The organism is Azospirillum melinis, assembly GCF_013340935.1.
Taxonomy (GTDB): domain Bacteria; phylum Pseudomonadota; class Alphaproteobacteria; order Azospirillales; family Azospirillaceae; genus Azospirillum; species Azospirillum melinis.
Genome location: NZ_WHOS01000110.1, coordinates 1 through 10,826 on the forward strand (window position 1 = coordinate 1; position 10,826 = coordinate 10,826).

The following is a 10,826-nucleotide window of genomic DNA, read 5'->3' on the forward strand; positions in this document are numbered from 1 at the left end:
CTTGCCGGCGCCGTTGCGGCCCAGCAGCGTCACCACCTCGCCCTGGCGCACCTCCAGGCTGACGCCGTGCAGCACATGGCTCTCGCCGTAGAAGCCGTGCAGGTCGGCGATCTCCAGCATCGCTGTTTTGGTGTTCATCCCGTCAGGCATGTCCGGCCCCCCCCGTGCCCATATAAGCTTCCATCACCTGCGGGTTCTTCGAGACGACCTCGTAGGGCCCCTCCGCTAGGATCTCGCCGCGGCGGAGCACGGTAATGGTGTCCGACAGGTGGGCGACGACCGACAGATTGTGCTCCACCATCAGCACGGTGCGGTCGGCGGCGACGCGCTTGATCAGCGCCGCGGTGCCCTCGATGTCCTCATGGCCCATGCCGGCCAGCGGCTCGTCGAGCAGCATCACCTCCGGGTCGAGCGCCAGGGTGGTGGCGATCTCCAGCGCGCGCTTGCGGCCATAGGGCAGCTCGGCCGCCAGATGGCCGGCCCAGGGGGTGAGGTTGACCGCCTCGATCAGCTCCAGTGCCCGGCCGTGCAGGTCGTGGAGCGACGCTTCGGATTTCCAGAAATGGAAGCTGGTGCCGAGCGGCCGTTGCAGGGCGACGCGGACATTCTCCAGCACGCTCAGATGCGGGAAGACGGCCGAGATCTGGAAGGAGCGGACCAGACCCATCAGCGCGATGTCGGCCGGCTTGGTGCGGGTGATGTCACGGCCCTTGTAGAGGATCTGGCCGCGGGTGGGGGTGAGGAACTTGGTCAGCAGGTTGAACACCGTGCTCTTGCCGGCGCCGTTCGGGCCGATCAGCGCGTGGATGGTGCCGCGGCGAACCTGGAGGTTCACCTCCTTCACCGCCACGAACCCCTTGAACTCCTTCGTCAGGTTGCGCGCTTCCAGGATGATGTCGTCGTTCGGTGCGGCGTTCATCGGTCGCGAATTCTCCTCCCGTTCGTCCTTATGTCCTGGGCATATGCCCGGCGGCCGCCGTGCGGCGGGACGTTTCACCGATTGTTGTAAGCACGAAGCATGCCACATGCGGGTTCGCTTCGGTCGGGCTGCCGGCCCCATTGTTTCTCCGCGGGTTTCGCTGAGCGGTTTCGCTGTTCCGCCCGTCACCCCTCCCCATCCTTGCGTCGAAAAGTGTCGGATCCCTGGACACTCTGTCCACAAAACATGACAGCATCCAAAGTGTCGGCATGCAAGATCGTCCGTGTGGCAGACGCCTTATTGCGGGCTTGCCAAACGCGCGCGGCACTGCGATGGTGGCCCTCCGACGGTGCCCTGCCCGTCCTGACGGGCGGTGGGGATAATAGGGAATGCGGTGCGGAGCTTTTCGGGATCCCCGGAAGCGCCAATGCCGCGGCTGCCCCCGCAACTGTGAGCGGTGAGCATCCCGTCCATCATGCCACTGGCCCTCCGCGGCCGGGAAGGCGGACGGCGATGCGACGACCCGCGAGCCAGGAAACCTGCCGGCGGACTTGACCGACCTTTTCCAACCCCGCCGGGTGTGGCGGGAGAACAAGGATGCCTTCGATGACCGCCCGTTCGATCAACACCGCTGCCGCCGGCTCCGCGGCCCGTAGCGCCACCCAGACCGCGGTTGCCGCCTTTGCCGCGATCCTGCTGGGCAGCTTCCTGCTGTACGGCGTCGGCTTCGCCCAGCCGCAGCAGATCCACGACGCGGCGCACGACGCCCGTCACTCCTTCGCATTCCCCTGCCACTAAGCAGCGGGTCATGGATCTGATCCGGCGGCTGTTCACAGCCGCTCTGGTCGCGGGCGTGCTCTCCGGCACGGCCGCTTCCGTCGTTCAGCAGGCGACGACCGTCCCGCTGATCCTCGAAGCCGAGAAATACGAGGTGGTGACCCCGCCTCCCGCAACCGCCGCCGCTCCAACTCCGGCTGGGACTCCGGCCACCAGCCATGCCGAAGGCCACCAGCATGGCCCCGTGCGCGAGGTCGGTGAAGGCGTGCCGGTCACGCTGGACGAGGCGATGCAGCGCATCGGCCTGACCATCGCCGCCAATCTGATCGCCGGCGTCGCCTATGCTTTGCTGCTGGCGGCCGCGATTCTGCTGGCCGGACGGCCGGTCGATGCCCGCCGCGGGCTGGTCTGGGGCATGGGCGGCTTCGTCGCCGTCTCGCTGGCCCCGTCCTTCGGCTTGGCGCCGGAACTGCCGGGCATGGCCGGGGCGGAGCTGGAGCTGCGCCAGCTCTGGTGGCTGTCCGCCGCGGCCGGTGCCGGCGTCGGCATCGCCGCCCTCGCCTTTGCCCGCAACCGTCTGGTCATCGCCGTCGCCGTTCTGGCCGCCGCGCTGCCCCATCTGATCGGCGCCCCCCATCCGGAAAGCGCCGAGGGTGCCGTTCCTGCGGAACTGGCCGCCCGCTTCGTCACCGCCTCGCTGGGGTCCGCCGCCCTGTTCTGGGCGATCCTGGGCTCCGTCTGCGGCTGGCTGATGAGCGGTGTGGTCGAGCCGGCCGAGCGGCACCCGGCCCTGCGGGTTCAGCCCGGCGCGCGTTAAGGAGGCGCAGTCCCATGTCCGCTCTTGCGAAAACGGCCGCCGAAAAGGTTCCGGCGACCGTCATCACCGGCTTCCTCGGCGCTGGCAAGACCACGCTGATCCGCGGCCTGCTGGAAAAGGCCGATGGCCGCCGGCTGGCGCTGATCATCAACGAGTTCGGCGATGTCGGCATCGACGGCGACATCCTGCGCGCCTGCGGCAACCCGACCTGCACCGAAGACGACGTGATCGAACTGGCCAACGGCTGCCTGTGCTGCACCGTCGCCGACGACTTCGTCCCGGCCATCGAAAAGCTGCTGGCCCGGCCGGAGCCGCCCGAGCACATCGTGATCGAGACCAGCGGTCTGGCCCTGCCCAAGCCGCTGGTCCAGGCTTTCAATTGGCCGGCGATCAAGACCAGGGTCACCGTCGACGGCGTCATCGCCGTGGTGGACGCCGCCGCTGCCGCGGAGGGCCGCTTCGCCCCCGATCCCGCGGCGCTGGAGGCACAGCGCGACGCCGCCGGCACCGTCGATCACGAGACGCCGATCGAGGAGGTGTTCGAGGACCAGCTGCTCTGCGCCGACCTGATCGTCGTCAACAAGACCGATCTGCTGGCCGACGGCGACCTCGCCCGCGTCGAGGAGCTGATCCGCGGCGCCCTTGCCCATACCGTCGGCCGCGACGCCAAGCTGGTCCGCGCCTCCCAGGGGGCGGTCGATCCGCTGGTTCTGCTCGGTGTCGGTGCGGCGGTGGAGGACGATCTCGCCAACCGTCCCAGCCATCATGACGACGAAGAGGGCCACGACCACGACGACTTCACCAGCTTCGTGGTGGAGTTGCCGGCGCAGCCCGATCCGGCCACCCTGGCGATGACGCTGGAGAAGGTCGCCGGCCTGCATGGCGTTCTGCGCCTGAAGGGCTTCATCGACGTGCCCGGCAAGCCGATGCGCCTTCTGGTCCAGGGTGTCGGCACCCGCATCCAGACCCACTATGATCGTCTGTGGAAGCCGGGCGAGGAGCGCCGCAGCCGTCTGGTGGTGATCGGCGAGACCGGGCTGGACCGCGATGCGGTGACGCGGGCGGTTGTCGGGTAAGAGTTAGGGTATTGCGGCGTCCGCCCCCTCCTTGACCTTCACCGTTTTCGAGGGGGGAGGGGGCAAACGCCCCTGGACATCAAACCATGCACCTGCTTGCCGCCCGCCAGGACGAACTGGACGCCGGCCCCCAGGCGGAAGATCTGGGGCAGACGCCGGCCGACCTCGTCATGCTGTCTTTTTCCGACAGCGACCTGACCGCGCTCGCCACCGCATGGCGGGCGGGCCGCGAGCACTTGCCCAGCCTGCGCCTCGCCAACCTCAACCGGCTCGGCCATCCCCTGTCGGTCGATCTCTACGCCGACAACATCATCGCCAAGGCGAAGCTGGTGATCCTGCGCCTGCTCGGCGGCAGCGGGTACTGGCGCTACGGCCTCGACCGCCTGTCCGCCCTCTGCCGGGATCGCGGCATCCCGCTCGCCGTCCTGTCCGGAGAGGCGCAGCCCGACCCGAACCTGACCGCCTACGGCACCGTTCCGCCGGACACCGCCGACCGGCTGTGGCGCTATTTCACCGAGGGCGGTCCGGCCAACATCGGCCATCTGCTGGCCTGCGCCGCGACGCTCGCCGGCACGCCGCTGCCCCACGAGGATCCGGCCCCCGTCCCGCGATTCGGCGCTTACAACGGCTGGACCGGCCCCGCAGCCGCCCCCATAGCCGCCCCCATAGCCGCCGACTCGCCGGTCGCCCCGGTGGTGTTCTACCGCTCCCACCTGCTGGCCGGCGACCTCGCCCCGGTCCATGCCCTGTGCGACGCGCTGGCCGCGCGCGGCCTCGCCCCCCGGCCGCTGTTCGTCGCCAGCCTGAAGGAGCCGGACTGCGCCGCCTGGATGCGCGCCAGCCTGATGGCACAGAACGCCGCCGTCGTCGTCAACACCACCGCCTTCTCGGCGGCGCGCGAGGACGGTTCGCCGCTGGAGGCCAACGGCAGCCCGGTCCTGCAGGCCATCCTCGCCACCACGCCTGAAGCCGGCTGGCAGGCGTCCTCGCGCGGGCTGGCGCCGTCCGACCTCGCGATGAACGTCGTGCTGCCGGAGATGGACGGCCGCATCATCGCCCGTGCCATCGCCTTCAAGACGGCGGGGGAGCCCGACCCCGACCTGCAATTCGCCGCACCGGCCCTGCGCCCGATCCCCGACCGCGTCGCCTTCACCGCAGACCTCGCGGCGAGCTGGGCCCGCCTGTCCCGCACCCCGCGGGCGGAGCGGCGGGTCGCGCTGGTGCTGTCCGACTATCCCGGCCCCGGCGGCGGCATCGGCCACGCCGTCGGCCTCGACAGCCCGGCCAGTACCGTGGCGATGCTCCGGCGCCTGTCCGCCGAAGGCTACAGCCTGTCCGCCGTTCCGGACAGCGGCGCTGCGCTGATGGACTCCCTCACCGGCGCGCCCACCCCGACCCTGTCGCTCGCCGACTATCTGCGCCTCGCCCCGCCCGGCTTGCGCGCCCGCATCGCCGGGACCTGGGGCGAGCCCGCTGCCGACCCGGCCTGCCGCGACGGCGCCTTCGCCTTCCGCACCCTGCCCTGCGGCAATGCCGTTGTGGCGGTGCAGCCCAGCCGCGGCCACGGGCCCCTGACCACCGCCCAGCACCACGACCCCGACACCCCGCCCAGCCATGGCTATCTCGCCTTCCATTTGTGGCTTCGCCATGCCGTCGGCATCCATGCCCTAGTGCAGATCGGCGCCCATGGCACGCTGGAATGGCTGCCCGGCAAGGCGGTGGCGCTGTCGGCGGAATGCTGGCCGGAAATCGTCGGCAGCGCCCTGCCGACCCTCTATCCCTTCATCGTCAACAACCCCGGCGAAGGCGTGCAGGCCCGCCGCCGGCTGGGCGCCGTGCTGATCGGCCATCTGACCCCGCCGCCGGTGGAATCCGGCCTCTACGGCGACCTTGCGGCACTGGAAACCGCCATCGACGAATATTCGCAGGCGACCGGGCTCGACCCGCGGCGGCTGGGCATGCTGCGCGAGACGATCCTCGATCTCGCCTGGAAATCGGGCGTCGCCGCCGACTGCAATTTGCGGCCCGACGACGATCCCGACGCCATCCTGTCGCGGCTGGACGCCCATCTCTGCGACATCAAGGAGTTGCAGATCAGAGACGGCCTGCATGTCTTCGGCCACAGCCCGGCCGGTGAGCGCCGCGACCGGCTGACCGCTGCCGTCGCGCGGACCGCCGATCCGGCGACGGTCGCCACGGCAGTCGATGCCTGCGGCGAGGCGGAGATGCGGGCGCTGCTCGACGGGCTGGACGGCCGCTTCATCCGCCCAGGCCCCGGCGGATCGCCGGCGCGCGGACGGGCGGACACGCTTCCGACCGGCCGCAACCTCTATGCACTCGACCCGCGCGGCGTGCCGACGCCGACCGCCTGGACGCTGGGCTGGCAGGCGGCGGATGCGCTGATCACCCGCTATCTCCAGGACCATGGCGACTGGCCGCGCCGGCTGGTGGTCGATTGCTGGGGCACCCCCGCCATGCGCACCGGCGGCGACGAGCTGGCCCAGGCGCTGGCCCTGCTCGGCGTGCGTCCGATCTGGGAGAACGGCTCCGGCCGCGTCACCGGCTACGAGATCATGCCGGCCGGCGTGCTGGGCCGTCCGCGGGTCGACGTGACGCTGCGCATCTCCGGCCTGTTCCGCGACGTCTTCCCACAGCAGATCGCCCTGTTCGATCAGGCGGTGCGCGCCGTCGCCGGGCTGGACGAGCCCGACGACACCAACCCGCTGGCCGCCACCGCGCGGGCCGAGGAACAGCGCCTGGCAGCATCCGGCACTGCGGCGGAGGATGCCCGCCGCTGGGCCACCGCCCGCATCTTTGGCGCCGCCCCCGGCATCTACGGCACGGCGCTGTCTAGCATGATCGCGCGCGGCGACTGGACCGCCCGGGCCGATTTCGGCGCCGCCTATCTGGAGGGCGGCTGCCACGCCTATGGCGCCGGGCTGGAGGGGGTTCCGCTGCCAGCCTTGTTCCGCCGCCGGGTTGGTGGTGCCGACGCGCTGGTCCACCACCAGGACCAGCGTGAGCACGACGTGCTGTCCACCGACGGCTTCATGCAGTTCGAGGGCGGCTTCGCCGCGGCTGCCGCACTGGAGGACTCCGAACCGGCTCTTTACCATCTCGACAGCGCCGATCCGGACAAGCTCGCCATCCGCACCCTGGCGGAGGAGATCGCCCGCACCCTGCGCGGCCGGGCGGCCAATCCGCGCTGGATCCAGGGCATGATGCGCCACGGCTATCGCGGCGCGGCGGAACTGGCGGCAAGCGTCGACACCCTGTTCGCCTTCGCCGCCACCACCGACGCCGTACGTCCCGCCCATTTCGACCAGCTGTTCGACGCGTACGTCGAGGATGCGCAGGTCTGGGACTTCCTGTCGCATGCCAACCCTGCCGCTGCCCGGCACATTCTGGCGCGCATGAGCGAGGCGCTCGACCGCGGCCTGTGGCATCCCCGCCGCAACTCCACCGCGGAGGATCTGCGGCGCCTGCGGGAGATCGCCGCATGACCAACCCTGTCGCCACCCAGCCACGACGCCGCGGCGCCTGCCCCGGCGTGCTGGTGCCGATGCAGGTCGGCGACGGCTTCCTGCTGCGCGTCCGCGTTCCGGCCGGCGTGCTGCCTGCCGATCACGCGCGCCGTATCGCGGAGTTGAGTGACCGCTACGGCAACGGCCTGATCGACCTCAGCCAGCGCGGCAACCTGCAACTGCGCGGCATCGCCGCCGATGCTCTGGAGCCGGTGACCGAGGCTCTGCGCGGGATGGGATACGTCTCCGGCGATGCGGCGAGCGAGGCGGTTCGCAACGTGCTGTGCTCCCCCACCGCCGGGCTGGATCCCACGGCGGCGATGGACGTACGGGCGGTGGCGCGTACGCTGGATGCGCGGCTTGCGGAGGATGCGGCTCTGCATCGCCTGCCGCCGAAGTTCGGCTGGCTGGTTTGCGGCGGCGGCATCGGCCATCTGGCGGACGGCAGCACGGACGTACGCTTGGACGCGGTGGATGGCGAGCGGTTCCGGGTGTCGCTGGGCGGGACGCTGGCGAAGGCGGCAGCTCTGGGCCTGTGCCGGGCGGAGGACGTTGCGGATGTGGCGTCGGTGCTCGGGCGTGCCTTTCTGGAGTTGCGCGCGACACTGCCAGAGCCGCCACGCCGCATGGCGGGTCTGGTCGCGGCAATCGGTGCCGAACCGTTTGGAGTGCGCCTCTCCTCCTTGATTTCTCCTCTCCCCCCCGCTCACGCGCAAACTTCGTTTGCGCTGACGCGACAGGCGGACCTCTGGTCCGCCGAAAGCGGGGAGAGGATCAAGCTGAGGGGGACGCATCTCATGGATGTCTTCGGCGATGCCGAACCCCCTCATCCTGACCTTCTCCCCGGGGGAGAGAAGGGATGTCGCGTTGGGGTAGCGCCGGCCTTCCTCACCACCGCCTTCCCCTTCGGCCGCCTCACCTGTACCACCCTCGCCGCCCTCGCCTCCGCCTGCGCCGAGATCCGCATCACCCCCTGGCGCGCCCTCATCCTCGTCGCTCCCTCCAAGGACGCCGAGGCCGTCGCCCACGCCCACGGCGCCATCCTGTCTCACACCGACCGCCGGCTGAAGCTGACCGCCTGCAGCGGCGCCGGCGGCTGCGATGTCGGCACGACCGACACCCATGCGACGGCGCTCGCCATCGCCGAGCGCGCAGGCCCCTTGCTGGACCCTGTGCGAATGGTGCATGTGTCGGGTTGCGCCAAGGGCTGCGCCCATCCCGCCATCGCCGATGTCACCCTGACCGCCCGCGACGGGGTGTATGACGTCGCCCTGAACGCAAAACCCGGTGACGCTTCCCCGTACACCGGCCTGTCCCCCGCCGACGCCGTGGCCCGCGTCGCGGATCTGTTGACCGAGGAGTCCACCGGTGCCTGAGCCGCTCTACGACTATATCCGCGACGGAGCGGCCATCTACCGCCAGTCCTTCGCCACCATCCGGGCGGAGGCCGACCTGTCAGCCATCCCCGACGACCTGAAGCCGGTGGCGGTGCGCGTCATCCACGCCTGCGGCATGGTCGATGCGGCCCAGGATCTGCTGTTCTCCCCCGATGTCGGCAGCGCCGCCCGTGCGGCCCTGCGCACCGGCGCCCCCATCCTTTGCGACAGCGAAATGGTCGCCCATGGCGTGACCCGCGCCCGCCTGCCGGCCGGCAACGCCGTGGTCTGCACGCTCCGCGACGCCGCCGTGCCCGATCTGGCGAAGGCCATCGGCAACACCCGTTCCGCCGCTGCACTCGACCTGTGGGGCGAGCGGCTCGGCGGCTCGGTGGTCGCCATCGGCAACGCGCCGACCGCCCTGTTCTACCTGCTGGAGATGCTGGCGGCCGGCGCGCCGAAGCCGGCAGCGATCCTCGGCTTCCCCGTCGGCTTCGTCGGGGCGATGGAGAGCAAGGAGGCGCTGGCGGAAAATCCCTTCGGCGTGCCTTATCTGGCGATCCGCGGCCGGCGCGGCGGCAGCGCCATGGCCGCCGCCGCCGTCAACGCGCTGGCGAGCGACGTCGAATGAGCGGCGCTATTTCCATTCCCAATCCATCCACTCCGGGCACCCTGTTCGGCGTCGGCGTCGGCCCCGGCGATCCGGAGCTGATGACCTTGAAGGCGGTGCGCACCATCGGCGCCTGCCCGGTCGTCGCCTATTTCTGCAAGCGCGGCACGCGGGGGCAGGCTCGCCGCATTGCCGATCAGGCGATCAGGCCCGACCAGATCGAGCTGCCGATGGTCTATCCGGTGACGGTGGAACTGCCGCCGACCCACCCGGACTATGGCCGCCAGATCGAAGCCTTCTTCGACGAGTCCGCCGAACGCATCGCGGAGCATCTCGCCGCCGGCCGCTCCGTCGCGGCGCTGAACGAGGGGGATCCGTTCTTCTACGGCTCCTTCATGCATCTGTTCCTGCGTCTGTCCGGCCGCTTCAAGGCGGAGGTCATTCCCGGCGTCACCAGCATGGTGTGCAGCGCCTCGCTGCTGCCGCGGCCGCTGATGCTGCGCGACGACGTGCTGTCGGTGATCCCCGGCACGCTGGACGAGGCGGCGCTGGTCCGCGCCCTGACGGCGGCGGATGCCTGCGTGGTGATGAAGCTGGGCCAGAACCTGCCAAAGGTCCGCCGCGCCATCGCCGCCGCCGGGCTGGCGGAGCGGGCTTGGTATGTCGAGCGCGCCAGCATGGACGAGCAGCGCTTCATGCCCTTCCTGGAGGCGCCGGACGTCGCCCCCTACTTCTCCCAAATCGTCATTCCGGGCGAGGGCAAGCGCGGATGAGCGGTCCCGAAAACAATGGCTGGCTTAAGGTTGTCGGGCTCGGCCCAGGCCCGGAGGGCTGGCTGACGCCGGAGGCCCGGCGCGATCTGGCCGAAGCGACCGACCTCGTCGGCTATTTCCCCTATGTCGAGCGCGTGCCGCCGGGCGATCAGGTGCGCCACGCCTCCGACAACCGGGTGGAGCTGGACCGCGCCCGCTTTGCGCTCGATCTGGCGGCGCAGGGGCGGCGGGTGGCGGTGGTGTCGGGCGGCGATCCCGGCATCTTCGCGATGGCCGCCGCCATCTTCGAGGCGCTGGACGATCCGGACGCGCCCGAAGCGTGGCGAGCGGTGCATCTCTCGGTCGATCCCGGCGTTTCCGCCATGCAGGCCGCCGCGGCGCGGGCCGGCGCGCCACTCGGTCATGATTTCTGCGCCATCTCGCTGTCCGACAATCTGAAGCCGTGGGAGGTGGTGCTGCGGCGCCTGCGTCTGGCGGCGGAGGCGGATTTCGTCATCGCGCTCTACAACCCGATCTCCAAGGCCCGCCCCTGGCAATTGGGAGCCGCCTTCGACGCCCTGCGCGACATCCGCGCGCCTGATACCCCCATCGTGCTGGGCCGCGCCGTCGGCCGCCCCGACGAGGAACTGACGGTGACGACGCTGGGCGAGGTGCGGGCGGAGCAGGCCGACATGCGCACGCTGGTCATCATCGGCGCCTCGCACACGCGGTTCGTGGCGCGGGCGGACGGCGGGCGCTGGGTCTACACACCCCGGCATTACCGGGGGTGAGGATGGGTACGACAGCCAACCCGCCGCGAGTAACCCTCTCCCCCCCGGGGAGAGGGCTGGGTGAGGGGGACGCGCGGCGTGGATTCCCAGGAAGTCACGCGATGCTCCCCCCTCACCCCGACCCTCTCCCCGGGGGGGAGAGGGGGAATCCGCGGAGGGAAGCCTCAGCCCATCCCCTCCAGCC

At 70.7% G+C, this 10,826-nt stretch carries 9 protein-coding genes, 1 pseudogene and 1 riboswitch; of the genes and pseudogenes, 8 read left to right on the plus strand and 2 right to left on the minus strand.

Annotation, left to right across the window (positions count from 1 at the left end; translation table 11 throughout):
• Positions 1-150 (minus strand): annotated as a pseudogene (locus GBZ48_RS36605) (ABC transporter ATP-binding protein); the annotation flags it as partial.
• A complete protein-coding gene (locus GBZ48_RS35005) occupies positions 143-919 on the minus strand; it encodes an ABC transporter ATP-binding protein (RefSeq protein ID WP_174475235.1) in 777 nt (258 codons plus the stop codon). The gene GBZ48_RS35005 and the pseudogene GBZ48_RS36605, both read right to left, overlap by 8 nt.
• 330 nt (positions 920-1,249) lie before the next feature.
• Positions 1,250-1,480: riboswitch (cobalamin riboswitch) on the plus strand.
• Between the two features lie 45 nt (positions 1,481-1,525).
• Here GBZ48_RS35005 and GBZ48_RS35010 point away from each other — a divergent pair.
• The 8 genes from GBZ48_RS35010 (at position 1,526) to cobJ (ending at position 10,642) form a co-directional block, all read left to right on the plus strand.
• Positions 1,526-1,717 carry a CbtB domain-containing protein gene (locus tag GBZ48_RS35010; protein WP_174475236.1) on the plus strand — a complete coding sequence of 64 codons (192 nt, stop codon included), beginning with the start codon at positions 1,526-1,528 and terminating at the stop codon, positions 1,715-1,717.
• 10 nt (positions 1,718-1,727) lie between these two features.
• On the plus strand, positions 1,728-2,513 hold the full coding sequence (locus GBZ48_RS35015) for a CbtA family protein (RefSeq protein WP_174475237.1): 786 nt from the start codon (positions 1,728-1,730) through the stop codon (positions 2,511-2,513).
• 14 nt (positions 2,514-2,527) lie between these two features.
• The gene (gene cobW, locus GBZ48_RS35020; RefSeq protein ID WP_174475238.1) at positions 2,528-3,589 is read left to right on the plus strand and encodes a cobalamin biosynthesis protein CobW; all 1,062 of its coding nucleotides are present in this window, start codon (positions 2,528-2,530) and stop codon (positions 3,587-3,589) included.
• Between the two features lie 86 nt (positions 3,590-3,675).
• Entirely contained in the window at positions 3,676-7,092 is a 3,417-nt protein-coding gene (gene cobN / locus GBZ48_RS35025; protein WP_174475239.1) for a cobaltochelatase subunit CobN, read from the plus strand.
• Positions 7,089-8,489: a precorrin-3B synthase gene (gene cobG / locus GBZ48_RS35030; protein WP_174475240.1), complete on the plus strand. Its 1,401-nt coding sequence runs from the start codon at positions 7,089-7,091 to the stop codon at positions 8,487-8,489. The genes cobN and cobG overlap by 4 nt, the downstream gene beginning before the upstream one ends.
• Positions 8,482-9,120: a precorrin-8X methylmutase gene (locus GBZ48_RS35035; RefSeq protein ID WP_174475241.1), complete on the plus strand. Its 639-nt coding sequence runs from the start codon at positions 8,482-8,484 to the stop codon at positions 9,118-9,120. Before cobG ends, GBZ48_RS35035 begins: the two co-directional genes overlap by 8 nt.
• The gene (locus GBZ48_RS35040; protein WP_174475242.1) at positions 9,117-9,872 is read left to right on the plus strand and encodes a precorrin-2 C(20)-methyltransferase; all 756 of its coding nucleotides are present in this window, start codon (positions 9,117-9,119) and stop codon (positions 9,870-9,872) included. The genes GBZ48_RS35035 and GBZ48_RS35040 overlap by 4 nt, the downstream gene beginning before the upstream one ends.
• Complete coding sequence (gene cobJ / locus GBZ48_RS35045) at positions 9,869-10,642, plus strand: precorrin-3B C(17)-methyltransferase (RefSeq protein ID WP_174475243.1); 774 nt, start codon at positions 9,869-9,871, stop codon at positions 10,640-10,642. Before GBZ48_RS35040 ends, cobJ begins: the two co-directional genes overlap by 4 nt.
• Positions 10,643-10,826 lie beyond the last annotated feature (184 nt).

What these genes read in the sequence shown, in the direction of transcription:
- cobJ (WP_174475243.1), top strand. Translation starts at nt 9,869, where the DNA reads ATGAGCGGTCCCGAAAACAATGGCTGGCTTAAGGTTGTCGGGCTCGGC.
- cobN (WP_174475239.1), top strand. Translation starts at nt 3,676, where the DNA reads ATGCACCTGCTTGCCGCCCGCCAGGACGAACTGGACGCCGGCCCCCAG.
- cobG (WP_174475240.1), top strand. Translation starts at nt 7,089, where the DNA reads ATGACCAACCCTGTCGCCACCCAGCCACGACGCCGCGGCGCCTGCCCC.
- GBZ48_RS35010 (WP_174475236.1), top strand. Translation starts at nt 1,526, where the DNA reads ATGACCGCCCGTTCGATCAACACCGCTGCCGCCGGCTCCGCGGCCCGT.
- cobW (WP_174475238.1), top strand. Translation starts at nt 2,528, where the DNA reads ATGTCCGCTCTTGCGAAAACGGCCGCCGAAAAGGTTCCGGCGACCGTC.
- GBZ48_RS35040 (WP_174475242.1), top strand. Translation starts at nt 9,117, where the DNA reads ATGAGCGGCGCTATTTCCATTCCCAATCCATCCACTCCGGGCACCCTG.
- GBZ48_RS35005 (WP_174475235.1), bottom strand. Translation starts at nt 919, where the DNA reads ATGAACGCCGCACCGAACGACGACATCATCCTGGAAGCGCGCAACCTG.
- GBZ48_RS35015 (WP_174475237.1), top strand. Translation starts at nt 1,728, where the DNA reads ATGGATCTGATCCGGCGGCTGTTCACAGCCGCTCTGGTCGCGGGCGTG.